Raw genomic sequence first — 24,940 nt, 5'->3', positions numbered from 1 at the left:
TAGGACTGCAACGGGCGGGACAGGAGAGAAAAGATGGCCGACGACAGTCCTTTCACCATCGATGCCGATTGGTTACAGAAGCGGCTCGGCGAACCCGGCCTGACGATTGTCGACGCGTCCTGGTATCTGCCGGCGCAAAAGCGTGACGCGCGCGCCGAGTACGACGTAGCGCATATTCCAGGCGCCCGCTTCCTCGACCAGGATGCGGTTTCGGACCCCGACGCGGCTCTGCCGCACACGCTGCCGTCGCCGCAGCATTTCGCGCAATATGTCGGCGCGATGGGTATTTCGGCCGATGACACGATTGTTGTCTATGACGGGCCAGGGTTCTTTTCTGCACCGCGCGCCTGGTGGTTGTTTCGCGTCATGGGCGTGTTCCAGGTCCATATACTCGACGGCGGGTTCGATCGTTGGAAAGCCGCCGGACGGCCGGTGACGGCGGAGCCGACGAAGATCGCGCCTTGCGTGTTTTATGCCAACTTCGATGCCGCCCGCGTCGCCAGCCTTGCCGACATGCGCCGGATCGTCGAGACGGGGGAGAGCCAGATCGCCGACGCGCGCTCGCCTGGCCGTTTTGCCGGCACCGAGCCGGAGCCGCGCCCCGGCATCCGCTCCGGCCATATGCCGGGCGCGCACAACGTGCCATTTTCGGCGCTTTCGGAAAACGGCGAATTGTTGCCGAAGGACAGGCTGCGCAAAGTGATCGAAGGAGCCGGCATCGACCTGTCGAAGCCGGTCGTCACCTCCTGCGGGTCGGGCGTCACCGCGGCAGCTGTCACGCTGGCTTTGGAGACGCTTGGCCATGCCGACAACAGGCTTTATGACGGTTCATGGACCGAATGGGGCGGGCTTTCCGACACGCCCGTCGTGACGGGCAAGGACTGACGGGGATGGAAGACGGATCGCTGGAAGACATCGACGTCACCGTGACGTTTCTCGAAATGCATGTGCCGCCTGCGTATTCGCCGCCGCTGCCGTACAACCGCCAGATCGCGCTGCTCAAGACCAAAGACATTCCGCTGCATTTCTACCGCTATTTGATGGATCGGGTGGGCCGCAAATGGCACTGGGTCAATGTGCTGAGGCTGAGCGACGAGGAGCTTGCGGCGGGCATCCACCGCGAGGACCGCGACATCAGGGTGCTTTATCTGGATGGTGCGCCGGCCGGCTTCTTCGACCTCAAGCCGCATTTGCCGGAGGAAGTGGAACTCGCTTATTTCGGAATGATGGAGCACGCGACCGGGCAAGGCATCGGCCGCTGGTTCCTTGGTGCGGCAATCGCCGCGGCATGGTCGCACGGGCCAAAGCGGGTGACGGTGCAGACCTGCACCCTCGATCACCCAGCAGCACTGCCGCTCTATCAAAAACTCGGCTTTACGCCAGTGGCGCAAAAAAAGGAGGTCGTACATCCGATGTCTTTTGCCGAGCGCGCGGCCAGCGTCATGCGGCCCTGATTTTCAGGCCCGTTCATCCGAGCTTCAGCTTGTCTTGCAATGTCCCAGAGTCTCTGGATCAACACTCAAAGGCGAGCCCGACTTGAATGAGCTTGGCTCTTTCCATATCGCTATCGTCTAAAAACCCGATGGGTGATGGAGGATCGCACGATGGCAATACGCGTGGTAATGGCCGGCGCGACCGGCTGGGTCGGCAAAGCGCTGGTTCCGGCGATCGGGGCGCAAGGCGACATGGCGCTGGCCGGGGCTGTATCCCGCAGCGGCGCGGGGCAGGATTCCGGTCTGCTGGTTGGTATGCCGGCTAATGGTATTGCCGTTTCGGCCTCGCTGGCCGAGGCGCTGGAGGCGCCGTCGGACGTGCTGGTCGACTTCACCAAGCCGCATGTCGTGAAAGACCATGTGCTGCTCGCCATCGACAACGGACGGCACACGGTGATCGGCACGTCGGGACTGGGAGCTGCCGACTATGCCGAGATCGACGCCGCGGCGCGCGCCAATGGCGTCGGCGTTGTTGCCGCTGGCAACTTTTCCATCACCGCCACGCTGATGAAGCGGTTTGCACTTATGGCGGCAAAATACGTGCCGGATGTCGAGGTCATCGATTATGCTAGTGCAAAGAAGCCCGACGCGCCCTCCGGAACCGCACGAGAGCTTGCTGAAGCGCTGGCCGACATCCGCAAGGCCTCAACGGCAAAGCCGGTCTCCGAGGTCTCCGGCGTGCCGGCCACACGCGGTGGTGCGGTCGGCGCAGGCGAGGGGGTGCAAGTGCACGCGCTTCGCCTGCCGTCCTACATCCTGTCCTGCGAGGCGCTGTTCGGTTTGCCAGACGAGCGGCTGACCATACGCCACGACGCCGGCTCGTCCGCGGCGCCTTACGTGGCGGGCACGCTGCTCGCCATCAGACGGGTACAGCAGATCAAAGGTCTGGTTCGTGGTCTCGACGCGCTGATGGATTGATCCATTTCGGCAGGAATCGGGTGGGAAACGCTGTCTTGCGAGCATAATTTCCGGTCGACGACACCGGAGATTTTGCCATGACGCTAAAATTCAAAGCCTTGCCAACCAATGCTGTCCGGGCACTTCAGCGCGGCGGGCCGGATGCTTATGGCTTGAAGCCAGAGCGGCAAATTTCGGATGGCGACGGCGTGCCTTGCCGTCATTGCTTGAAAAATATTGCTTTGGGAGAAGCCTATCTTGTTTTGGCCTATCGACCTTTTCCGGAGCTGCAGCCTTATGCCGAAACGGGGCCGATCTTTCTGCATGCGAAAGAATGCGAACGCGCCGCCGAGGGGAAAATGCTTCCCGAAATGCTCGAAAGCAGCGATTACATTGTGCGCGGTTATGGCAAGGACGACCGCATCGTTTACGGCAGCGGCGGCGTCATTCCGACCGACGCCATTGCCGCACGGGCAGAGACGTTGTTCGAACGCGACGACATCGCTTACGTCCACATCCGCTCGGCGCGCAACAATTGCTATCAGTGCCGGATCGACCGCGCGTAACCGGACAGGCTGCACCGGCTTGGCTGTCGTACTCCCGTCGCATACCAGCGGTAGAAAGAGACTGTCGATCGATTTGCCGACCGCGGATGAACCGGCGGGAATTTTCGACAACCGAGGAAGCGGGGCTTTGGCTCCGCTTTTTTGTTGTCCGGTTATTCTGCGCGCCCGACACTTTTCAGTTTTTCGACATAAGAAAAACCCGTCGGACGAATCCGACGGGCACTGGAGAGGCAGATTCGGAAGCTCAGGCGGCGAGAACGGCCTTCGGCTCGACCAGCTCGTAACCGAGCGCTTCGGCCACCGCGCGATTCGTGATCTTGCCCTTGTGGACGTTCAGCCCGTTGCGCAGATGGTGGTCGTCTACCAGCGCCTTGAGGCCCTTGTCGGCGAGCTGCAGGCCATAATGCAGCGTCGCATTATTGAGCGCGTGGGCCGAGGTGACCGGCACCGCACCCGGCATGTTGGCGACGCAATAGTGGATGACGCCGTCGACCTCATAGGTCGGCTCGGCATGGGTGGTGGCGTGCGAGGTCTCGAAGCAGCCGCCCTGGTCGATGGCGACGTCGACCAGCACGGCGCCTTTCTTCATGCCCGACAGCATCTCGCGCGTCACCAGCTTGGGCGCTGCTGCCCCCGGGATCAGCACGGCGCCGACGACGATGTCAGCCGAAAAACATTCTTCTTCCAGCGCCTCGACGGTCGAGTAGCGGGTGTGGACGCGGCCGCCAAAGATGTCGTCGAGCTGACGCAGGCGCGGGATCGAGCGGTCAATGATGATGACGTCGGCGCCAAGGCCGGCGGCCATCCGTGCAGCATGCAGGCCGACGACGCCGCCGCCGAGCACGGTTACCTTGCCGGGGAGCACGCCGGGCACGCCGCCAAGCAGCACGCCGCGGCCGCCATTGGCCTTTTGCAGCGCCGTTGCACCCGCCTGGATCGACAGGCGGCCGGCAACTTCCGACATCGGCGCCAAGAGCGGCAGACCGCCGCGCTCGTCGGTGACGGTCTCGTAGGCTATCGCGGTCACGCCGGAGGCCAGCAGGCCCTTGGTCTGCTCCGGATCCGGGGCAAGATGCAGATAGGTATAGAGGATCTGGCCGTCGCGGAGCTGAACCCATTCGTTGGGCTGCGGCTCCTTGACCTTCACGATCATGTCGGACTTGGCAAAAACGTCGGCTGCCGTCTTGGCGATCGTGGCGCCGGCGGCACGATACGCGTTGTCGTCCGCGCCGATTCCGGCCCCGGCGCCCGGGAGCGTCAACAAATGCTGGCCATGCGGGAGATATTCGCGGTCCGCACACCGCGGCAGGCCCAGCCGGTATTCGGGATTCTTTATTTCCCGGGGGCAGCCGATGCGCATCGTTCTTCTCCTGATCCGGCCCTTTGGGGCTCGTTCCCTGTCTAGAGATAGTGAACCACGAATCGTTCGGTAAGTGTTTGCGAATGCGCTTGCCTGAGAAGCCACTGTTCGATAATCGTTGCGCGAAACATTAGAATTGTCGCAGGAACCCGCAAAAATGCCGCTCGACAGGATTGATATCGCCATTCTCGAGACGTTGCAGAAGGATGGGCGGATACCCAACGCAGCGCTCGCCGAGAAGGTCGGCCTGTCCCAGTCGGCCTGCTCGCGGCGGCTGGACAATCTGGAGAAATCCGGAACCATCCGCGGCTATCACGCCCGGCTGTCCAACGCTGCACTTGGGCACCAGATGACGGCGATCGTGCATATATCGCTGTCCGGGCAATTCGAGAAGACGTTGTCGGATTTCGAGGCAGCGATAAAGCGCTGCCCGAACGTCTTGTCCTGCCATTTGATGTCGGGCGAATATGACTACATCCTGCGCATAGCGGCAAAGGATCTCGTCGACTACGAACGTATCCACAAGGAGTGGCTGTCGGCAATGCCGCATGTGACGAAGATCAATTCGTCCTTTGCCTTGCGCGAAATCGTCGATCGCACAGCCGTGGGAATGAAGCCTGAACTCGCCTAGGCCCCGAACTCGCCTAGGCCTTGGATGCCTCAGTCACCACACGGTCCATCGGAATGTCGTGCGGCTGCGGGTAGATGGTGACGATGCGCTGCAGTTCGTAGCCGACGCCGACGACCAGCGGTTTGAAGGGCATCGCGGCAAGCGTGCGATCGAAGAAGCCGCCGCCATAACCCAGGCGAAACTGCCCGGGATCGATGCCGACGATCGGCGAAATGACGATGTCGGGCAACACCGGATCACCCTCGGCCGGTATCGGGATATTCCAGACGCCCTTCTCCAGCCGGTCTCCGTGGGTATAGGCGCGAAAGACAAGCGGCCGGTCTTTCTCGACGACGACGGGCAACGCCGTGCGCCCGCCCCGCGCGTTAACGGTTTCCATCCACGGGCGCAGGTCCGGCTCGCCGCGAAACGGCCAGTAGAGGCTGACCAAACGGCCGGCGATGTCGCCGATCACCGCGTCGAGCCCTTCGGCAATACGCTGCGACATAGCTGCGCGCGTGTCGGCTGAAACGGCAAGGCGGGATGCGATCAACCGCTCGCGCTCGGCCTTGCGCCAGCGCCTTACGTCGGTCCAGTCGGATAGCGGCGCTTGAAACTCCGGATCGAGCTCGTGCATAAAACAAGGCGGCGAGGCGTACTGCGCTGAGCCTTCGTCTTCATCGCTAGCCATGCTTCACCTGCAATACAGTTCCAACCAAGTAGTATCCTGGACGCAGGCTATATCCGGGAACGAGTCCGCAGCATGCGTATTCACGACATCAAGCGACGACTCCCAGGTAGTTGCAGCGCAGGCATTGCTGCACTGCACAATGATACTTACATCAGCCTTGGCGAGAGGGATGAGCGAGATGAACACAGCCAACCATCACGTCGTCGTCGTAGGTGCCGGTTTCGGCGGCCTCGAGTTCACCCGCGCACTAGCCGGCTCGCCGGTGCGCATCACGATGATCGACAGGCGCAATCATCACCTTTTTCAGCCGCTGCTCTACCAGGTGGCGACGACGGCGCTGGCCACCTCCGAAGTCGCCTGGCCGATCCGCCATCTTCTGCGCAGGCGCAAGGACGTGACGACGCTGCTCGCCACCGTTACCGGCATCGACCGCACCGGCAAGCGCGTGCTGCTGCAGGACGGCGGCACGGTCGCTTACGACACGCTGGTGCTGGCCACCGGCGCGCGGCACGCCTATTTCGGCCATGACGAATGGGAACCGTTCGCCCCTGGCCTGAAGACGCTGGAGGACGCCACCACCATTCGACGGCGTATTCTTTTGGCTTTCGAGCAGGCCGAGCGGGAAACCGATCCCGCCCAGCGCCAGGCATTGCTGACCCTGGCGATCGTCGGCGGCGGGCCGACCGGCGTGGAACTGGCCGGCACCATTGCCGAGCTGGCGCACGACACGCTGCGCGGCGAGTTCCGCAACATCGACACGCGGCAGACGCGTGTGGTGCTGATTGAGGCCGGTGACCGCATCCTCACCAATTTCGCTCCCGAACTCTCCGATTATGCAACGAAGGCGCTCGAACGGCTCGGCGTGACCGTCGAACTCGGCCGGGCGGTTACGCGCTGCGATGCCGAGGGTGTCGTCTTCGGCGACACACATTTGCCGGCCAGGACAATCCTGTGGGCGGCGGGCGTCGCCGCTTCGCCGGCCGCCGAATGGCTCGGCGCGGCAGCGGACCGCGCGGGCAGGGTGCTTGTCGAGCCCGACTTGAGTGTGCCGGGAAACCCGGAGATTTTCGTCATCGGTGACGCAGCGCACGTCCTGCGGCCGGATGGCCGGCTGGTGCCGGGCGTCGCGCCCGCCGCCAAGCAGCAGGGACGGCATGTCGCCGCGACGATCAAGGCAAGGCTTACCGGTGACACGACACCGCGTCCTTTCAGCTACAGGCATGACGGCGACCTGGCGACGATCGGCAAGCGCGCCGCGGCCATCGATTTCGGCTGGATCAAGCTTACCGGCCGGCTTGCCTGGTGGCTATGGGGCTTGGCGCATATCTACTTCCTGATCGGCTTTCGTAACCGGCTTGCGGTTTCCCTGAGTTGGCTATGGATCTACTTCACCGGTCAGCGCAGCGCGCGGCTGATCACGCAGGGCGACGACGACAAGGGCTGATTGTTCGCTGCCGGACATTCATCGGCGCGTCACCTCCTCTTGATGGAATCGGCTTCTGGACTCGACTGGATTTCGGCGCGAAGCTTTGCTTCGGGCAGGACTTGTCACGTCGTGGAAGAAAGAGAAAACGAATGTCCCAATTGCGCCACCTCGTCTCACGCCGCGATTTCCTCGCCGGCGTCGCCGCCAGCGGAGCGCTGATCATGCTGCACCCGTTCTCCGCCCGGGCTCAAGCCAATCAGGCGCATCTGAGGATTATGGAGACGACCGACATCCACGTGAATGTGCTGCCTTACGACTACTACGCCGACAAAGCTAACGACACGATGGGGCTGTCGCGAACGGCATCGTTGATTGAAGCCGTGCGCAAGGAAGCAACCAACGCGATGCTGATCGATAATGGCGACCTTCTGCAAGGCAACCCGATGGGCGACTACATCGCCTACGAGAGGGGGATGAAGGATGGCGATCTGCATCCGGTCATGAAGGGCATGAACCTGCTCGGCTACGAATGCTCGACCCTCGGCAACCACGAGTTCAACTACGGCCTGTCGTTCATGGACAAGGTGCTGGCCGGTGCCAACTTCCCGTTTGTCTGCGCGAATTTGATCCGCGGCACGGAGCTCGCCGCGAACCCGCGCGACGACAGGCTTTATCTCAAGCCTTACGTCATCCTCGACAGGAAGATCAAAGACGGGTCGGGCGCCGAGCAACCGATCAGGATCGGCATCATCGGCTTCGTGCCGCCGCAGATCATGGTCTGGGACCTGAAAAATCTCGAGGGCAGCGTCAAAACACGCGACATCGTCGAGGCGGCCAAGGCGTGGGTGCCGCAAATGAAGGAAGAAGGCGCCGACATCGTCATTGCGCTCTCCCATTCCGGCATCGACGTGAAGCAAAGTGACATGATGGAGAACGCCTCCTTCTTCGTTGCCGGTGTCGAAGGTATCGATGCGGTGTTCACCGGTCACCAGCATCTGGTCTTCCCCGGCAAGAAGGACTTTCAGTCGCTGGAAGCCGTCGATACGGCGAAAGGCACGTTGCAAGGCAAGCCCGCCGTCATGGCCGGCTTCTGGGGCTCGCACATGGGGCTGATCGATCTGTTGCTGGAGCGCGACGGATCGACGTGGAAAATCGTCTCGGCGACCTCTGAGGCCAGGCCGATCTTTGAGCGGGTCGACAAAACGAACAAGCCGACCGTCGCGGACGACCAGCGCATCATCGACGCGCTCAAACAGGACCACGAGGCGACGCTTGCCTATGTGCGCCGGCCGGTCGGCAAAACCTCGGCGCCGCTCTATTCCTATTTTGCGCTGGTCGCCGATGATCCATCGGTGCAGATCGTCAGCCAGGCGCAGACCTGGTATTTGAAGGACATCCTGAAGAACACAGAGTGGAAGGATATGCCGCTGTTGTCGGCGGCGGCACCGTTCAAGGCGGGCGGGCGCAACGGCGCCGACTATTACACCGACGTGGCGGTGGGCGATATCGCCATCAAGAACGTCGCCGATCTCTACCTCTATCCAAACACGGTGCGCGCCGTTGAAATCACCGGGGCAGAGGTGAAGGAATGGCTGGAAATGTCGGCCGGCATCTTCAACCGGATCGAACCGGGCAAAGCCGACCAGGCGCTCATCAACACTGACTTCCCATCTTATAATTTCGACGTGATCGACGGCGTCACATACAAGATCGATCTGTCGCAGCCACCGAAATATGATTCGAAGGGCGGGCTGGTGAATGCTGGCTCGACCCGCATCATTGACTTGATGTTCGACGGCAAACCGATTGACCCCAAGCGGAAATTCGTCGTCGCCACCAACAACTACCGAGCCGGCGGCGGGGGCAATTTCCCGGAGATCAATGCCTCGAAGATCATCTACGAAGCGCCCGACACCAACCGCGATGTGATCGTGCGCTATATCGTCAGCAAAGGCACCATCAACCCGTCGGCGGACGCCAACTGGTCGTTTGCGCCACTGCCGGGAACCCGCGTCGTATTCGAGACCGGCGCCAAGGCGAAGGAGTTTATTGCGCAAGTGAAGTCGCTGAAGATCGAGCCGGCGGGCGAGGGCGAAGCGGGCTTTGCAAAATACCGCATCACTCTTTGAGGCGAGGATTTGAACGTCGGCTCGAAACTGTCTCAGCGTTAAGATACTGCCCCGATACGGCCAATCCGTTTGAGACAGGGGGCCTCTTCAAGCAGGTGGTGCGAAACGCCGCTTGACGGCGGCATGACCGGATCCAGCGCGTCCGTCGAAATCCCGCCGGAATAATGGTGTGGCAGTCGGTCGATCGAGGCGGGAAGCGGTCGTCGAAGCCGAGCGGGGTTATCTTTCCAAGGCGCCCTGTGGCGGTAGCGCCATTCTGGCCAGCAAGCATCGCAGCAGACAGACCACAAAGGCCATTAAATTCGGGGAAGGGTCCCCAGCAGCGTTGGAATCGCTATGGTTGCAACCGTCCATATGCGCTAGTTTTAGTCATGCGTTATGTCATCGTCATCACGACTGTCACCTTTTTCCTGATCTGGGACGGCATTTACAACCAAGGCCGCTACCTCGACAGGACGGTCAGGGAGGTGACCCGCATCGTGCACTATGTAACGAGCATGGTGTAGTTTCTCTTCGCACCTACGGTTCGCAGACGCGACAAACCTGCCGATTGACGGCACGCTGCCGCTGACACAAAAGAACGCCGGTCCAACGGTCGAGGAGGCTGGGTTGATCCGGCATATCGTTTTCTTCAGCGCACGGCATAAAGCGGATGTCGAGGCAGTGCGCACGGGCCTCCTGGCGCTTGGCAAGATACCTCATTCGCGTCATTTCGAGGTAACGCTCAACACCAAGGTCGACCCGCTCTCGGATGAGATCGATGTGGTCGTCTACGCCGAGTTCGAGGACGAAGCGGCGCTCGCCGCCTACAAGGCGCATCCGCTCTATGCAAAGACGACCAGCCGGGTCAAACCTCTGCGCGAATTACGCTATTCGGCCGACATCGTTGCAAGTTGACCGCCTCCCAAGGCAGATTTGACGTCGCGGAGGGGCTCCGCGCCGTAGCCCGCTTCACTCCGTCTGAGCCGCGGAGGTTTCGGTCGGATCGACGCCCGGCCGCTTTGGCGCGTTCCAGATCAGCACGGCGATAACTGCTATCGCAATAACGGCTAGGGCGATGAAAAGGTCTCTTCCCATAGCAATGAGCTAGGATGATTTTTGCGGGCGGCAAGTCGGCTCCTCGCGGCCGAGGCCTGCGATCGCCGCTGAGGCACCGGCTAAGCCCTTGAACCATTTTCAGGAATGAGGCACATCGCGCGGGACATGACCGAAAACACCCCCGCAAGGCCTCATCCGCTCGATCACCTGGTGCTGCCGACAGCAAGCCTCGATGTTGCGCGGGCGCGCTTGGCCCTGCTCGGCTTTACCGTTGCGCCGACAGGTATCCACCCTTTCGGAACGCAAAACTGCTGTGTCTTTCTCACCGACGGCACCTATCTCGAGCCGCTCGCGGTCGCTGACCGGCAGGCCGTGGCAACGGCGATCGCGAACCGCAATGTCTTTGTCGTGCGTGATCGCACGTATCGCGAAGAAAACGGCGATGAAGGATTTTCTGCCGTGGCGCTGGGCACCGAAAGCGCCGCCGCGGACCACGCGCGCTACATGGAAGCCGGTCTGTCGGCGGGAGACGCGCTAAGCTTTTCGCGCGCCTTCACCGATGCGGCGGGAAAGAGCGATACCGCATCGTTCAAACTGGCCTTCGCGGCTACAGGCAAGACAGCGGACGCTTTTCTCTTCGCCTGCGAGCGGATCAATGCGCCGAACGTCGACCGCACTGCGTTGCAGGCCCACGCTAATGGCGCAACCGGCATTGTCGAAGTCGTGGCAGTCACTGGCGAACCTTTCGAACAAGGCCGTTTGATTTCGATCGCAGCCGGAATCGAGGCGCAGGGCGGCGGCACTGTCTATGAGCTACCGAATGCCGTCGTGACCGTTCTGGATCCTGCAGCCTATTCGGCACGCTTCGGCATTCCTGCCGGCGCACCATCTGAACTCCGCTTTGCTGGGATCGTCTTTTCGATTAGGCACGGCGATGCCGTCGCCAAGCTGCTTGCAGCCAATTCTGTGGAACACCACATGCGCGGCGGTGATACCATCGTGCCGCCGGCGCCAGGGCAGGGCGCAGCCTTCATTTTCCGGGAGATCGCATGAACAAGCTCAATCCACTGATGCCGAACTCTTCCGTTGCGGTCGGCAAAGTCATTTTCGGCAACAGCGCGCCCCTATCGCTGATCGCTGGTCCATGCCAGCTGGAATCGCGGCAGCACGCTTTCGACATGGCCGGTGCGCTAAAGGAATTGACCGACAGGCTCGGCATTGGGCTCGTCTACAAGACCAGCTACGACAAGGCCAATCGCACCTCGCTTGGCGGCACGCGCGGCGCGGGACTTGAAGCGGCAATGCCGATCTTCGACGACTTGCGCAAGAATTTTGCCTTGCCGATCCTGACCGACGTCCACACTGAGGAACAATGCGCGATCGTCGCGCTTCATGCCGATATCCTGCAGATTCCTGCCTTCCTCAGCCGCCAGACCGATTTGCTGATTGCTGCGGCAAAAACCGACAAGGTGGTCAATGTGAAGAAGGGGCAATTCCTCGCGCCGTGGGACATGAAGAACGTCGTCGCCAAAATCATCGGCTCCGGCAACGCCAATGTCTTGGTCACCGAGCGCGGCGCATCCTTTGGTTACAACACCCTGGTGTCCGACATGCGGGCGCTGCCGATCATGGCCGAGATCGGCGCGCCGGTGATTTTCGATGCCACCCATTCCGTGCAGCAGCCGGGTGGGCAGGGCGGTTCGTCTGGAGGCGACCGGCGCTTTGTCGAGACGCTGGCGCGCGCGGCCGTCGCGGTTGGCGTCGCCGGCGTCTTCATCGAGACGCACCAGGACCCCGACAACGCGCCTTCCGACGGTCCCAACATGGTGCCGCTAAAGGATCTTCCCGCATTGCTTGAACGGCTGATGGCGTTCGATCGCGTTGCCAAAAGCGTGGGTTGAACCAGCAGTTGCGCCACAGCAGCGCCGCCAGGAAACTTTGAAGAATTTCGAACCCGCCTGGAACCTTAGCCCGCGGCCCTCATTGTCAAAATCTAATGTCAACGACGACGAGGAGCACACCATGACGACCCAGACGGGACACACCGAAGCCATCGCCGCTTCGCGGGTTATCGGCACATCGGTCTACAATACGGAAGGCACTCATATCGGCGACATCGAGGACGTCATGCTCGACAAACTGTCGAACGGAATCATGTTTGCCGTGATCGGTTTTGGTGGATTTCTCGGCATCGGCGAGAAATACCACGCCATTCCGTGGGCGAGCCTTGACTATGACGAGAACAAGGGCGGCTATGTCGTGCCGTTCACCAAAGACCAGCTGATGGCCGCTCCTTCCTATTCGATCAACGAGTTGACCGGCGCCGACGGCGAGGCCGCGCGTGATGCCTCATACAACTACTACAAGGTCGAGCCTTACTGGCACTGACCTTACTGGCACTGACTAAGTCTCCTGGAATCAAAAAGGCCCCCGGGAAATCGGGGGCCTTTCGATGTGGCGGGATGCTACTGCGCAATCTGCAGGGCCGGCAAAGGCGACGATCCCTGCGGGGGTTGCTGATTGTCGCACGACGTCAGGAACGCAGCCGCGATCAGGAACAAACTCACAATACCGCTCAACTGGGACATGGCGAAACTCCTCCTGTTTCGCCCCGCGCGACAACAGCCATAAACCAGAAACCGGCATGCCGCGTATGACAAATGATGACAGCGCTTCGTGCTTCGTGAATCCGTAGCGCACGGGCAATATTTGCAAGTGCCCCGATTGCGTTTTGCGGCGCTTTGGCTAAGAGGTGCGCGACGCTTCAATCGATCAATCGGGGACATCGCAATGACGGCCATCATCGACATTGTCGGGCGTGAAATCCTGGACAGCCGCGGAAATCCGACCGTCGAGGTCGACGTCGTGCTCGAAGACGGCTCGATGGGTCGCGCCGCGGTGCCGTCCGGCGCCTCGACCGGCGCGCATGAGGCGGTCGAACTGCGCGATGGCGGCCCCCGCTATCTCGGCAAGGGCGTGCTCACTGCGGTCGAGGCGGTGAACGGCGAGCTGTTCGAGGCGATCGGCGGCATGGAGGCAGAGAATCAGATTCATATCGACCAGACCATGATCGAGCTCGATGGTACGCCCAATAAGAGCCGGCTCGGCGCCAATGCCATCCTCGGCGTGTCGCTGGCTGTGGCCAAGGCTGCGGCCGAAGCCGCCGACCTGCCGCTCTATCGTTATGTCGGCGGCACCAAGGCCCATGTGCTGCCGGTGCCTATGATGAACATCATCAATGGCGGCGCGCATGCCGACAACCCGATCGATTTCCAGGAATTCATGATCCTGCCGATCGGCGCGCCGACGCTGCGCGACGGCGTGCGCTGGGGCTCGGAGATCTTTCATACGCTGCGAAAGAAGCTGAAGGACGCCGGCCATAACACCAATGTCGGCGACGAGGGCGGCTTTGCCCCCAACCTGAAGAGCGCGCCGGCCGCGCTCGACTTCATCATGGAATCGATCGAGCAGGCTGGCTTCAAGCCCGGCGAGGAGGTTGCGCTAGGCCTCGACTGCGCGGCGACCGAATTCTTCAAGGATGGCAACTACGTCTATGAAGGCGAGAGGAAAACCCGCGACCCGAAGGTGCAGGCCAGATATCTGGCCAAACTTGCTGCCGACTACCCGATCATCACCATTGAGGACGGCCTGGCGGAGGATGACTGGGACGGTTGGAAAATACTGACCGATCTCATCGGCAAGCAAACGCAGCTGGTTGGCGACGATCTGTTCGTCACCAACACGGCGCGGCTGCGCGACGGCATCCGCATGGGTGTCGCCAATTCGATCCTGGTCAAGGTCAACCAGATCGGCTCGCTTACCGAAACGCTCGACGCCGTCGAGACCGCGCACAAGGCCGGCTATACCGCGGTGATGTCGCACCGCTCGGGCGAGACCGAGGATTCGACCATCGCCGACCTCGCCGTTGCCACCAATTGCGGGCAGATCAAGACGGGCTCGCTGTCACGCTCGGATCGCATGGCCAAGTACAACCAGCTCATCCGCATTGAGGAGGAGCTCGGCAAGCAGGCGCGATATGCCGGCAAGTCGATCGTGAAAAGCTGATTTCGAGAGAAAATCCGTGGCGGCGAGGGCGGGGACATTCCCGCCCTTTTTTGCTTCCTGGCTCTGAATCCAACAGGCTGTAACCGTCCATTAAGCACAATCGGGCGACAAAGGCGGCGTAGAGGATTCGGACCATGTGGACACGCCAGCACAAGCAAAGAAACACCGGCCGGCTGATCATCCCCTCGCTCTGCGTGGTGTTCCTGACTTATTTCGGCTTCCATGCCTATCATGGCGAGTTCGGCATCTATTCCAAGTATCAGCTCGAAGCTGAGACTGCCGAATTGCAGGGCAGGCTCGATGCCGTCAGGGCGCGCCGGATCGATCTCGAGCGCCGCGTTCAGCTGATGCATGAGGGCACCCTGGAGAAGGACATGCTGGACGAGCAGGCGCGCAAGGCGCTTAATCTGTCCCACGCGGACGAGATCACCATCATGCTGCCGGTTGCAAGATAACCGGATTTCAGTTAATCGGTGATATTTGCAATGATTTTAATTGCTTAGATGCATGACAGCCATGCGTTTTCGGCATGGCGAAAGCCTTCCCTGCATGTTAGCCTGCCTCAAATCGGTGGGAGAACTGATCTCCCTCGCTGTCCGCCAAGAGACGCCAACAGGGAGTGATGCATGGCCACCGCCACCAGAAAAGCGCCTGCCAAATCCAAATCGGACGGCAAAACGCCGGGCCTTTCCACCCCAAAGCCTGTTGAATTCACCAAAGACCAGGAGCTTGCCGCCTACCGGCGCATGCTGCTCATCCGCCGCTTCGAGGAAAAGGCCGGCCAGCTTTACGGCATGGGCTTCATCGGCGGTTTCTGCCACCTCTACATCGGGCAGGAAGCGGTCGTTACCGGCATGAAGATGGCGCTGATCGATGGCGACCAGATGATCACCGCCTATCGCGACCATGGTCATATGCTGGCCATGGAGTTGTCGCCGCGCGGCGTCATGGCCGAACTGACCGGGCGCCGTAGCGGCCTGTCCAGAGGCAAGGGCGGCTCGATGCACATGTTCTCCAAGGAGAAGCATTTTTACGGCGGCCACGGCATCGTCGGCGCGCAAGTGTCGCTCGGCACCGGCATTGCCTTTGCCAATCGCTATCGCGGCAACAACAATGTGACGCTGACCTATTTCGGCGATGGCGCGGCGAACCAGGGCCAGGTCTACGAAAGCTTCAACATGGCCTCGCTGTGGAAGCTTCCGGTGATCTACATCATCGAGAACAACCGCTACGCCATGGGCACCTCGGTTTCGCGCTCGTCGGCCGAGACGGATTTCTCGCACCGCGGCGCGTCCTTCAAGATTCCAGGCATCCAGGTCGACGGCATGGATGTGCGTGCCGTAAAGGCAGCCGGCGACCTCGCCGCCGAATGGTGCCGCGCCGGCAACGGGCCGCTCATTCTCGAAATGCAGACCTATCGTTACCGCGGCCATTCGATGTCGGATCCGGCAAAATACCGCTCCAAGGAAGAAGTGCAGAAAATGCGCTCCGAACGTGACCCGATCGAGCAGGTCAAGGCGCGGCTGCTGGACAAGAAATGGGCGAGCGAGGACGAACTCAAGGCCATCGACAAGGAAGTCCGCGACGTTGTCGCCGACGCCGCAGAATTTGCCCAGAACGACGCGGAGCCGGATCCGTCCGAGCTCTGGACCGACATCGTACTTTAACGAGAGGGCAAGGACATGCCGATCGAAATTCTCATGCCCGCCCTCTCGCCGACCATGGAAGAGGGTAATGTTTCCAAGTGGTTGAAGAAAGAAGGCGACAAGGTCGCGGCGGGTGACGCCATTGCCGAAATCGAGACCGACAAGGCAACGATGGAAGTCGAAGCCGTCGACGACGGCACGCTTGCCAAGATCGTGGTTCCTGCCGGCACCGAGGGTGTCAAGGTCAACACACTGATCGCTGTGCTGGCCGTCGATGGCGAAGACATCGACGAGGCAGGCGAAGGCATCGGCGAGGAGGCTGTCGAGTCGCAAGCGGCAGCGCCCGCGGCTGCTCCGCCCCCCGTTGCTGCTCCGGCCAAGAGCGAAGCGGCAGCACCTGTTGCCGCCGCACCCAGGCTGGAAATTGCCGCCGATCCTGACATCCCGGCCGGCACCGAAATGGTCTCGACCACGGTGCGTGAAGCGTTGCGCGACGCAATGGCTGAGGAAATGCGCCGCGACGGCGACGTCTTCGTCATGGGCGAGGAAGTCGCCGAGTACCAGGGCGCCTACAAGATCACACAAGGCTTGTTGCAGGAATTCGGTCCGCGGCGCGTAGTCGACACGCCGATCACCGAGCACGGCTTTGCCGGCGTTGGTGTTGGCGCGGCGATGGCCGGCCTGAAGCCGATCGTCGAATTCATGACCTTCAACTTCGCCATGCAGGCGATCGACCAGATCATCAATTCAGCCGCCAAGACGCTCTATATGTCCGGCGGCCAGATGGGCGCCCCGATCGTCTTTCGCGGCCCGAACGGCGCGGCTGCCCGCGTCGCCGCGCAGCATTCGCAATGCTATGCCGCCTGGTACAGCCATGTTCCCGGGTTGAAGGTGGTGATGCCCTATACCGCCGCCGACGCCAAGGGTCTGCTCAAGGCGGCGATCCGTGACCCGAACCCGGTCATCTTCCTCGAGAACGAAATCCTTTACGGCCACTCCTTCGACGTGCCGAAGATGGACGATTTCGTGCTGCCGATCGGCAAGGCGCGCATTCACAAATCCGGCAAGGACGTGACCATCGTCTCGTTCGGCATCGGGATGACCTACGCGATCAAGGCCGAGGCGGAGTTGCGCGGCATGGGCATCGATGCCGAGATAATCGACTTGCGCACGATCCGCCCGCTCGACTTCGACACGATCATCGCCTCGGTCAAAAAGACCAATCGCCTCGTGGTGGTCGAGGAAGGCTTTCCGCAGAACTCGGTCGGCGACCATATCGCCAATCAGGTCTCGCAGCGCGCCTTCGATTTCCTCGATGCACCGGTCATTACAATTGCCGGCAAGGACGTGCCGATGCCCTATGCGGCGAACCTCGAAAAGCTGGCGCTGCCCAATGTCGGCGAGGTCGTCGAGGCGGTCAAAGCCGTCACGTATCGCTGAGCAGGGCGGGAGGACAAAATGCCGATCAACATCACCATGCCGGCGCTGTCGCCCACAATGGAAGAGGGCAATCTTTCCAAGTGGCTGGTCAAGGAAGGCGATAAGGTTTCGCCCGGCGACGTGATTGCCGAGATCGAGACCGACAAGGCGACGATGGAAGTCGAAGCCGTCGACGAGGGCACGGTCGCCAAGCTGGTGGTTCCGGCCGGCACAGAAGGCGTCAAGGTCAATGCGCTGATCGCAGTGCTGGCTGCCGAGGGCGAGGATGCTGCTTCTGCCGCCAAAAGCGGTGATGGCGCTGCGCCGGCCAAGGCTGAGGCTCCGAAAGCGGAAGCCCCCAAAGCTGAAACATCAAAGCCCGAAGCGTCGAAGCAGGAGCCTGCCGCACCTGGGCCTAAGGCGGAAGGGGTGCCGGTCGCCAACAGCCACGCAAGCGGTGAGCGCATCTTCGCCTCGCCGCTGGCCCGGCGCATCGCCAGCGAAGCTGGTATAGATGTCGCGGCGCTGACAGGCTCCGGCCCCCGCGGCCGCGTGGTAAAGGCCGATGTCGATGCCGCAATTTCCAGTGGCGGCGCCAAGGCGGCACCAGCAGCAAAAGCGGCGCCCGCCGGCGCTCCGGCGCCTGCGGCCGCAGCACCCAAACCAATGTCCGACGAGCAGGTGCTCAAACTGTTTGCCGAAGGCTCCTACGAGCTGGTCCCCCACGACAATATGCGCAAGACCATTGCGCGGCGGCTGGTCGAGGCCAAAACCACCATCCCGCATTTCTATCTGACGCTCGACTGCGAGCTCGACGCGCTTCTGGCCCTGCGCACGCAGATCAATGCGGCCGCCCCGGCGAAGAAGACCGAGAAGGGCGAAACGCCGGCCTACAAGCTTTCGGTCAACGACATGGTTATCAAGGCTCTGGCCATGGCGCTGATGGCGGTGCCGGATGCCAATGCGTCGTGGACAGAAAACGCCATGGTCAAGCACAAGCATGCCGATGTCGGCGTTGCCGTGTCGATCCCCGGCGGCCTGATCACCCCGATCATCCGGCGTGCCGATGAAAAGACGCTGTCCGTCATCTCCAACGAGATGAAGGATCTTGCCGGCCGCGCCCGCAGCCGCAAGCTGAAACCGGAAGAATATCAGGGCGGCACCACGGCGGTGTCCAATCTCGGTATGTTCGGCGTCAAGGATTTTTCTGCCGTCATCAACCCGCCGCATGCGACGATCCTGGCGGTCGGCGCCGGCGAGCAACGCGCAGTGGTGAAGAACGGCGAGATCAAGATCGCCACGATCATGTCGGTGACGTTGTCGACCGATCACCGCGCCGTCGACGGTGCGCTCGGCGCTGAGCTGCTCGTCGCCTTCAAACGCATGGTCGAAAACCCGATGGGCATGCTGGTTTAAGAGAGGGGAACAGGGCGGTGCGGAAATTCTTCACCAGCCTTTTTGCCTTCTTTCTTTCCGGTTTGGCGGGCGGATTGGTGGCGCAGTGGCTCGCCGTCGCTACCAATGCCGACGTAGAGTACATCGTTGTGTTCATGATCTCGGCTCTCGTCACCGTCCTCGTGACGGTCGCGTTCTTCATCGCACAATTCATGTCGGACCCACGACGGGCAACAAAGCTGACGGCGACCATAGGGGTAGCGTTTTTTGTGCTCGTTGGAGTTGCCCTGATCGGCTGGACTTTCTCCCAGCCCCCAGGCAAGAGCCAGTGGTCGGGCGATCTTCCCGTAGTCGCAGGTCTCGTCCTGCCGGGCATCGCTACGGTGCTGGTCCAGTGGCTTTTCGTGCGCTGGCGATTGGCGCGCTCGCAACCGGGTTTCGGCGGGGCAGGCACATGAAGACGGTCCTCTGCTACGGCGATTCGCTTACCTGGGGCTATGACGCGGCAAACCTCGGCCGGCATCCGCTGGAAGATCGCTGGCCGAGCGTGCTGCAGGCGGCATTGGGCAGCGGCGTCGAGGTCATCGCCGAAGGCCTGAATGGCCGAACCACCGCCTTTGACGATCACTTGGCCGGAGCGGACCGCAATGGCGCAAGGCTGTTGCCAACCATCCTGACGACGCACGCACCGATCGACTTGATCGTCATCATGCTCGGCGCCAACGATATGAAGCCGTGGATTCATGGTAATCCGGTCGCGGCCAAGCAAGGCATGCAACGCCTGATCGATATCGTGCGCGGTCACGATTACCCGTTCGATTGGCCGGCGCCGCAGATCCTGATCGTCGCGCCGCCCGTAGTCAGCCGCACGGAAAACGCCGAGTTCAAGGAAATGTTCGCCGGCGGCGATGACGCGTCAAAGCGGCTGGCGCCGCAATATTCCGCCCTTGCCGACGAGGCCGGCTGCGGCTTCTTCGATGCCGGCACGGTAGCCAAAACCACGCCGCTCGACGGCGTCCACCTGGACGCAGAAAACACGCGGAACGTCGGGCAAGCGCTGGCGCCGCTCGTGCGCCTCATGTTGGAATTGTGAAGGAGAAAGCCGTGGCTGAGAACTACGACGTCATCATCATCGGCTCCGGCCCCGGCGGCTATGTCACTGCAGTGCGTTCGGCCCAGCTTGGCTTCAAGACGGCGATCGTCGAGCGCGAGCACTTGGGCGGCATCTGCCTCAACTGGGGCTGCATTCCGACCAAAGCGCTGCTGCGCTCCGCCGAGATCATGCACTATTCGGATCATCTGAAGGACTACGGCCTGAAGATCGATGGCAAGGTCAGCGTCGACACAGCCGCCGTCGTCGATCGCTCGCGAAAGGTCTCGCTGCGGCTCAACGGCGGCGTCGGCTTCCTGATGAAAAAGAACAAGGTTGACGTCATCTGGGGCGAAGCCAAGCTGACCAAACCTGGCGAGATCGTCGTGTCGAAATCGTCGAAGAAGCCGATGGAGCCGCAGCCGCCGGCGCCCAAGGGCGTCAAGGGCGAGGGCACCTACAGCGCCAAGCACATCATTCTGGCGACCGGAGCGAGGCCGCGCGCATTGCCCGGCATCGAGCCGGACGGCAAGTTGATCTGGACCTATTTCGAGGCCATGGTGCCGAAAGAGATGCCGAAATCGCTGCTGGTGATGGGCTCGGGCGCCATCGGCATCGAGTTCGCCTCGTTCTACCGCACCATGGGCGCCGAGGTGACGGTGGTCGAACTGCTGCCGGCTGTGATGCCGGTCGAGGACGCCGAGGTCTCGAAATTCGCGCAGAAGCAGTTCGAGAAGCAGGGCATGAAGATCATTCTAGAAGCCAAGGTGACCAAGGTCGAGCAGGGCACTAACTCGGTCACGGCGCATGTCGAGATGAAGGACGGCAAGGTCGAGAAGATCACCGCCGATCGTATGATCTCGGCCGTCGGCGTACAGGGTAACATCGAAAACCTCGGCCTCGAGACGCTCGGCGTGAAGACGGACCGCGGTTGCGTCGTCGTCGACGGCTACGGCAAGACAAATGTGCCGGGCGTCTACGCCATCGGCGACGTTGCCGGACCGCCGATGCTCGCCCACAAGGCCGAGCATGAGGGCGTGGTCTGTGTGGAAAAGATCGCCAATTTCCCCGGCGTGCATGCCATCGACAAGCTGAAGATCCCGGGCTGCACCTATTGCAATCCGCAAGTCGCCTCGGTCGGACTGACGGAAGCCAAAGCGAAAGCCGATGGCAAGGACATCCGCGTCGGCCGCTTCCAGTTCGCCGCAAACGGCAAGGCGATTGCGCTGGGCGAAGACCAAGGCTTCGTCAAGACCATTTTCGACAAGAAGACCGGCCAGTTGCTGGGTGCCCACATGGTCGGCGCAGAAGTAACCGAACTGATCCAGGGCTTCGTCGTGGCGATGAATCTGGAGACCACCGAGGAAGAGCTGATGCACACGATCTTCCCGCACCCGACGCTGTCGGAGATGATGAAGGAGAGTGTACTCGACGCCTATGGCCGCGCACTGAATGCATGATAAATTAGTTGGGCGAGTCTCACACGGAAGACACAGAGGAACTCGACGGCAGAGCAATTCGTTTCGCAGGCATCATCCATCATACAAGGAGAGGGCATATGGAAATGAACGGCGTGGGCTGGGTTGCAGCCATCATCATCGGCGGCCTGGCGGGATGGCTCGCCGAGATGGTCATGAAGAGCAATACCGGCATCCTCATGAACATCGTTCTCGGCATTGTCGGCGCAATAGTGTTGAATGCCATCTTGCAGGCCCTGAACATCGGCATCTTCGGCGTCGGCTGGATAGCCTATCTGATCACCGGCTTCATCGGTGCCTGCATTCTGATTGCGGTCGGACGACTGGTGCGCCGCTAACCTCTGTCGGCACTTGCTATGCGAAAAAGGCCACCGCGGCATGCGTGATCGCGGCCTTTTTCTTTTCTCCGAAAAGTCCTAGATGACGTGGGTAGAGCGAGCGCTGGACAAGCGCTTGCCAATGAGCCGGGTTTCACATGGTCACCGTCCTCGACACGATTGCCAATGCGCCGCGCCTGCGGCATCCCGAAAAGGCGCACAAGCCGGATCAGGACGTACTGCGCAAGCCTGACTGGATCCGCGTCAAGGCGCCGATGTCGAAAGGCTATGCCGAGACGCGCGAAATCGTGAAGTCTCACAAATTGGTGACGGTTTGCGAAGAGGCGGGCTGCCCCAATATCGGCGAGTGCTGGGAGAAGAAGCACGCCACCTTCATGATCATGGGCGAGATCTGCACGCGGGCCTGCGCCTTTTGCAATGTCGCCACCGGGATCCCGACCGCACTCGATCCCGACGAGCCGGCGCGCGTCGCGCATGCGGTCAAGCAAATGGGCTTGAGCCATGTCGTCATCACCTCCGTCGATCGCGACGATCTGGCCGACGGCGGGGCCCAGCATTTTGCCGATGTCATCCGTGCGATCAGGGCAGCAACCCCGTCGACGACGATCGAAATCCTGACGCCCGATTTCCTGCGCAAGGACGGTGCACTGGAGATCGTCGTGGCGGCCAAGCCGGACGTTTTCAACCATAATCTCGAGACCGTTCCGTCGAACTATCTGACTGTTCGGCCGGGTGCGCGCTATTTCCACTCGATCAGGCTCTTGCAGCGGGTCAAGGAACTCGACCCCTCGATCTTCACCAAGTCCGGCATCATGGTCGGCCTTGGCGAGGAGCGGAACGAAATCCTGCAGCTGATGGACGATTTGCGTTCGGCCAATGTCGACTTCATGACCATCGGCCAATATCTGCAGCCGTCGAAGAAGCACCATCCGGTGATCCGCTTCGTCACGCCGGAGGAATTCAAGTCCTTTGAGACGATCGGCAGGACCAAGGGCTTCCTGCTGGTAGCGTCGAGCCCGCTGACGCGCTCGTCGCACCATGCCGGCGACGATTTCGCCAGACTACGCGCGGCGCGCGAAGCGTTTCTCAGGAAGTCCGCCTAACACACTGGTTTCATGCCACAATTCGAAGCCCATCGCCGCGTTGCGCATACGCCGGAGCAGATGTTCGCTCTGGTTGCCGATGTCGAATCCTATCCGCAATTCCTGCCGCTTTGCGAGGCACTGACGGTTCGTTCGCGCAAGGAACGCAACGGACGCACCTTGCTCATCGCCGACATGAGCATCGGCTACAAGGCGATCCGCGAGACCTTTACCACGCAGGTGCTGCTGAAGCCGGACGAGAACGCCATCGATGTCAAATACATTGACGGCCCTTTCAAATATCTGAGCAATGTCTGGCGCTTCGACCCGGCGGACGGCGGCGGTTGCAACGTCTGCTTCTTTATCGACTACGAGTTCAAGAGCCGCATTTTGGGTGCGTTGATGGGAACCATGTTCGACCGCGCCTTCCGCATGTTCTCCGAGGCGTTCGAGAAACGGGCCGAAATCATCTACGGCGCGCCATCGACCGCCTGATCCGCAGCGAGCGCGCGCAGACCCAGTTCAAGCGCATGACGGACCGTCTCCCTGCGGATGTAATCGCGGCCCTTGTCGGCGAACAGCTGGCATTCGCTGACTACCGGCCGGCCAGCCACGGCAACGCCGAACCAGACCAGGCCGACAGGTTTTTCCGCCGAGCCGCCGTCCGGACCGGCGATGCCGGTCACCGCCAGGGCGAGCCCGGCCGGCGAATGCGCCAAGGCTCCGGCCGCCATCTCCACCGCAGTCTCGCGCGAGACCGCGCCGTGCGCCTCGAGCGTAGCGGCCGAGACGCCGAGCATCTCGGTCTTGGCCTGGTTGGAATAGGTGATGAAGCCGCGATCGACCACCGCGGAAGAGCCGGCGATCTCGGTCAGCGCGGCGATGATCATGCCGCCGGTGCAGCTCTCCGCCGTCGCCAGCATCATGCCGCGCTGCTGGCAGGCCTTAAGCAGGGCATCTGCGAGACCGCTATTGCTCATTCAGGGACATCCCCTGGAAACACAACGCTGGCAGTCGCGATGGCCGCTATGCCTTCCTCACGGCCGAGGAAGCCGAGCTTCTCATTGGTTGTCGCCTTGATCGAGATGCGATCGCGCGAAATTCGCAGCATTGCCGAAAGCGCTTCGGTCATGGCCTCGCGATGCGGGCCGACGCGCGGCGCCTCGCAGATCAGGGTGATATCGGCGTTGGCGATGCGTCCGCCGCGCGCGCGCACCAGCTTCACCGCGTGTTCGACGAAGATGCGTGAAGCGGCCCCTTTCCACTGCGGGTCGGAGGGCGGGAAATGCGTGCCGATGTCACCGGCGCCGCAGGTGGCGAGCAGGGCGTCGGTCAAGGCGTGGAGACCGACATCGGCATCCGAATGGCCGGACAACTTCCTATCGTGTGGAATGGCGACGCCGCACAGGGTGACATGGTCGCCGGGCACGAACGCATGGACGTCATAGCCATTGCCGGTTCGGATGTCGGGAAAACGCGGGGCGCTGGAAAGCCGCTGATCCGCCATTGCAATATCCCGTGCCCAGGTCAGTTTGACGTTGTCCGACGAGCCGGGAACGATCTTCACCGGAATATGCGCCCATTCGGCGAGTGCCGCATCGTCGGTGAAATCCGCTTTGCCCAGATGATGAGCCTTTTCGTGCGCAGCCAGGATCGGCCAGAACGGAAAGCCTTGCGGTGTCTGTGCGGCATGAAGCCCGGCCCTGGACACGGTTTCGCCGATCATGCCTTCGGCCGTTTCGCGCTTGAGCGTATCGGCAACGGGCAAGGCAGGCAGTGCCCCCTGGCGCTCGCCAATGGCGGCGATCGTGCGGTCTATCAGTTCCGCATCGACAAACGGCCGGGCCGCATCATGGATCAAGACCCGGCCCGGCGCATTGCTTCTCAACGCCAGTAGTCCAAGGCGGACGGACTCCTGCCGTGACGTACCGCCGGTCACCGCGACGACACGGTCGGCGTTCGCACCGGCCGCACGGCGAAAAAGCGCGCCGTCGTCGGCATGGATAGCAACGACGACAGCTCCAATTTTTGGATGCGTCAGAAAGGCGTCGAGCGTGCGTGCGATAACGGCGCCGCCGCCAATCTGCTGGTACTGCTTCGGCCCATTGGCCTGTCCGGCGCGCGCGCCGCGGCCGGCGGCAACGATGACCACCGCGACCTTGTCGTCCGCAGCTTGCTTTTCGCTCACATCTCTCATGCCGAGACGCTTAGCGCATG

At 61.7% G+C, this 24,940-nt stretch carries 28 protein-coding genes; 23 read left to right on the top strand and 5 right to left on the bottom strand.

Annotated elements, in window-relative coordinates:
* Positions 1-33: 33 nt before the first annotated feature.
* The 4 genes from sseA (at position 34) to NKH41_RS14945 (ending at position 2,956) form a co-directional block, all read left to right on the top strand.
* Complete coding sequence (sseA, locus tag NKH41_RS14960) at positions 34-885, top strand: 3-mercaptopyruvate sulfurtransferase (RefSeq protein ID WP_352766649.1); 852 nt, start codon at positions 34-36, stop codon at positions 883-885.
* A 5-nt stretch (positions 886-890) separates the two neighbouring features.
* A complete protein-coding gene (locus NKH41_RS14955) occupies positions 891-1,454 on the top strand; it encodes a GNAT family N-acetyltransferase (protein WP_352448953.1) in 564 nt (187 codons plus the stop codon).
* 150 nt (positions 1,455-1,604) lie between these two features.
* Positions 1,605-2,411 carry a 4-hydroxy-tetrahydrodipicolinate reductase gene (gene dapB / locus NKH41_RS14950; protein WP_352448952.1) on the top strand — a complete coding sequence of 269 codons (807 nt, stop codon included), beginning with the start codon at positions 1,605-1,607 and terminating at the stop codon, positions 2,409-2,411.
* Between the two features lie 77 nt (positions 2,412-2,488).
* Positions 2,489-2,956, top strand: a complete 468-nt coding sequence (locus tag NKH41_RS14945; RefSeq protein ID WP_352471826.1) for a DUF1203 domain-containing protein — start codon at positions 2,489-2,491, stop codon at positions 2,954-2,956.
* Between the two features lie 244 nt (positions 2,957-3,200).
* Here the strand turns inward: NKH41_RS14945 and ald are convergent, their stop codons facing one another.
* Complete coding sequence (gene ald / locus NKH41_RS14940) at positions 3,201-4,316, bottom strand: alanine dehydrogenase (RefSeq protein WP_352933016.1); 1,116 nt, start codon at positions 4,314-4,316, stop codon at positions 3,201-3,203.
* 157 nt (positions 4,317-4,473) lie between these two features.
* On the opposite strand from ald, the gene NKH41_RS14935 reads away from it, so the two are divergent.
* A complete protein-coding gene (locus NKH41_RS14935; protein WP_023675099.1) occupies positions 4,474-4,947 on the top strand; it encodes an Lrp/AsnC family transcriptional regulator in 474 nt (157 codons plus the stop codon).
* A gap of 13 nt (positions 4,948-4,960) precedes the next feature.
* Here NKH41_RS14935 and NKH41_RS14930 read toward each other — a convergent pair whose 3' ends face one another.
* Positions 4,961-5,617 (bottom strand): 5-formyltetrahydrofolate cyclo-ligase, encoded by a 657-nt coding sequence (locus tag NKH41_RS14930; protein ID WP_352766645.1) that lies wholly within the window; start codon positions 5,615-5,617, stop codon positions 4,961-4,963.
* Positions 5,618-5,795: 178 nt separating this feature from the next.
* Between NKH41_RS14930 and NKH41_RS14925 the strand changes: the two genes are divergently transcribed.
* The 7 genes from NKH41_RS14925 to NKH41_RS14895 all read left to right on the top strand — a co-directional run bounded on the left by NKH41_RS14925 (position 5,796) and on the right by NKH41_RS14895 (position 12,598).
* Positions 5,796-7,061 carry an NAD(P)/FAD-dependent oxidoreductase gene (locus NKH41_RS14925; RefSeq protein WP_352613578.1) on the top strand — a complete coding sequence of 422 codons (1,266 nt, stop codon included), beginning with the start codon at positions 5,796-5,798 and terminating at the stop codon, positions 7,059-7,061.
* 131 nt (positions 7,062-7,192) lie between these two features.
* A complete protein-coding gene (locus tag NKH41_RS14920; RefSeq protein ID WP_352471831.1) occupies positions 7,193-9,172 on the top strand; it encodes a bifunctional 2',3'-cyclic-nucleotide 2'-phosphodiesterase/3'-nucleotidase in 1,980 nt (659 codons plus the stop codon).
* Positions 9,173-9,543: 371 nt separating this feature from the next.
* Positions 9,544-9,678 (top strand): hypothetical protein, encoded by a 135-nt coding sequence (locus tag NKH41_RS14915; RefSeq protein WP_292655342.1) that lies wholly within the window; start codon positions 9,544-9,546, stop codon positions 9,676-9,678.
* A gap of 103 nt (positions 9,679-9,781) precedes the next feature.
* Positions 9,782-10,069 carry a Dabb family protein gene (locus NKH41_RS14910; RefSeq protein ID WP_352766643.1) on the top strand — a complete coding sequence of 96 codons (288 nt, stop codon included), beginning with the start codon at positions 9,782-9,784 and terminating at the stop codon, positions 10,067-10,069.
* 306 nt (positions 10,070-10,375) lie between these two features.
* Complete coding sequence (locus tag NKH41_RS14905) at positions 10,376-11,263, top strand: VOC family protein (RefSeq protein WP_352541999.1); 888 nt, start codon at positions 10,376-10,378, stop codon at positions 11,261-11,263.
* Positions 11,260-12,111 (top strand): 3-deoxy-8-phosphooctulonate synthase, encoded by an 852-nt coding sequence (gene kdsA / locus NKH41_RS14900; RefSeq protein WP_352933012.1) that lies wholly within the window; start codon positions 11,260-11,262, stop codon positions 12,109-12,111. Before NKH41_RS14905 ends, kdsA begins: the two co-directional genes overlap by 4 nt.
* Before the next feature lie 121 nt (positions 12,112-12,232).
* The gene (locus tag NKH41_RS14895; RefSeq protein ID WP_023675091.1) at positions 12,233-12,598 is read left to right on the top strand and encodes a PRC-barrel domain-containing protein; all 366 of its coding nucleotides are present in this window, start codon (positions 12,233-12,235) and stop codon (positions 12,596-12,598) included.
* Between the two features lie 77 nt (positions 12,599-12,675).
* Here the strand turns inward: NKH41_RS14895 and NKH41_RS14890 are convergent, their stop codons facing one another.
* A complete protein-coding gene (locus NKH41_RS14890; protein WP_084642452.1) occupies positions 12,676-12,798 on the bottom strand; it encodes a hypothetical protein in 123 nt (40 codons plus the stop codon).
* Between the two features lie 202 nt (positions 12,799-13,000).
* Here NKH41_RS14890 and eno point away from each other — a divergent pair, with 202 nt between their 5' ends.
* From eno to NKH41_RS14835, 11 genes are all read left to right on the top strand, one after another.
* Positions 13,001-14,275 carry a phosphopyruvate hydratase gene (gene eno, locus NKH41_RS14885; protein WP_352471834.1) on the top strand — a complete coding sequence of 425 codons (1,275 nt, stop codon included), beginning with the start codon at positions 13,001-13,003 and terminating at the stop codon, positions 14,273-14,275.
* Between the two features lie 134 nt (positions 14,276-14,409).
* Positions 14,410-14,730 carry an FtsB family cell division protein gene (locus tag NKH41_RS14880; RefSeq protein ID WP_023675088.1) on the top strand — a complete coding sequence of 107 codons (321 nt, stop codon included), beginning with the start codon at positions 14,410-14,412 and terminating at the stop codon, positions 14,728-14,730.
* 171 nt (positions 14,731-14,901) lie between these two features.
* On the top strand, positions 14,902-15,942 hold the full coding sequence (pdhA, locus tag NKH41_RS14875) for a pyruvate dehydrogenase (acetyl-transferring) E1 component subunit alpha (protein ID WP_352502934.1): 1,041 nt from the start codon (positions 14,902-14,904) through the stop codon (positions 15,940-15,942).
* Positions 15,943-15,957: 15 nt separating this feature from the next.
* Positions 15,958-17,361, top strand: a complete 1,404-nt coding sequence (locus NKH41_RS14870) for a pyruvate dehydrogenase complex E1 component subunit beta (RefSeq protein WP_352766642.1) — start codon at positions 15,958-15,960, stop codon at positions 17,359-17,361.
* Between the two features lie 18 nt (positions 17,362-17,379).
* Complete coding sequence (locus NKH41_RS14865; RefSeq protein WP_352766640.1) at positions 17,380-18,756, top strand: pyruvate dehydrogenase complex dihydrolipoamide acetyltransferase; 1,377 nt, start codon at positions 17,380-17,382, stop codon at positions 18,754-18,756.
* Between the two features lie 17 nt (positions 18,757-18,773).
* On the top strand, positions 18,774-19,193 hold the full coding sequence (locus tag NKH41_RS14860) for a hypothetical protein (protein WP_352766638.1): 420 nt from the start codon (positions 18,774-18,776) through the stop codon (positions 19,191-19,193).
* Entirely contained in the window at positions 19,190-19,828 is a 639-nt protein-coding gene (locus tag NKH41_RS14855; protein ID WP_023675083.1) for an SGNH/GDSL hydrolase family protein, read from the top strand. Before NKH41_RS14860 ends, NKH41_RS14855 begins: the two co-directional genes overlap by 4 nt.
* Positions 19,829-19,839: 11 nt before the next feature.
* Positions 19,840-21,285 (top strand): dihydrolipoyl dehydrogenase, encoded by a 1,446-nt coding sequence (lpdA, locus tag NKH41_RS14850; protein WP_352471838.1) that lies wholly within the window; start codon positions 19,840-19,842, stop codon positions 21,283-21,285.
* A 98-nt stretch (positions 21,286-21,383) separates the two neighbouring features.
* Positions 21,384-21,641 (top strand): GlsB/YeaQ/YmgE family stress response membrane protein, encoded by a 258-nt coding sequence (locus NKH41_RS14845; protein WP_023675081.1) that lies wholly within the window; start codon positions 21,384-21,386, stop codon positions 21,639-21,641.
* A 137-nt stretch (positions 21,642-21,778) separates the two neighbouring features.
* Positions 21,779-22,744, top strand: a complete 966-nt coding sequence (gene lipA / locus NKH41_RS14840; RefSeq protein WP_352457494.1) for a lipoyl synthase — start codon at positions 21,779-21,781, stop codon at positions 22,742-22,744.
* A gap of 12 nt (positions 22,745-22,756) precedes the next feature.
* A complete protein-coding gene (locus NKH41_RS14835) occupies positions 22,757-23,218 on the top strand; it encodes a type II toxin-antitoxin system RatA family toxin (protein ID WP_352766637.1) in 462 nt (153 codons plus the stop codon).
* On the opposite strand, the gene NKH41_RS14830 is transcribed toward NKH41_RS14835, so the two are convergent.
* Both NKH41_RS14830 and NKH41_RS14825 read right to left on the bottom strand, forming a co-directional pair.
* A complete protein-coding gene (locus tag NKH41_RS14830) occupies positions 23,194-23,703 on the bottom strand; it encodes a CinA family protein (RefSeq protein ID WP_352766635.1) in 510 nt (169 codons plus the stop codon). The two genes, NKH41_RS14835 and NKH41_RS14830, sit on opposite strands and share 25 nt — an antisense overlap.
* Complete coding sequence (locus tag NKH41_RS14825; RefSeq protein ID WP_352766633.1) at positions 23,700-24,920, bottom strand: bifunctional 2-C-methyl-D-erythritol 4-phosphate cytidylyltransferase/2-C-methyl-D-erythritol 2,4-cyclodiphosphate synthase; 1,221 nt, start codon at positions 24,918-24,920, stop codon at positions 23,700-23,702. Before NKH41_RS14825 ends, NKH41_RS14830 begins: the two co-directional genes overlap by 4 nt.
* Between the last annotated feature and the right edge of the window lie 20 nt (positions 24,921-24,940).

Origin of the sequence: Mesorhizobium sp. M1169 (assembly GCF_040318345.1) — a bacterium.
Lineage (GTDB): Bacteria > Pseudomonadota > Alphaproteobacteria > Rhizobiales > Rhizobiaceae > Mesorhizobium.
This window is presented reverse-complemented; position numbering and strand designations above follow the sequence as displayed.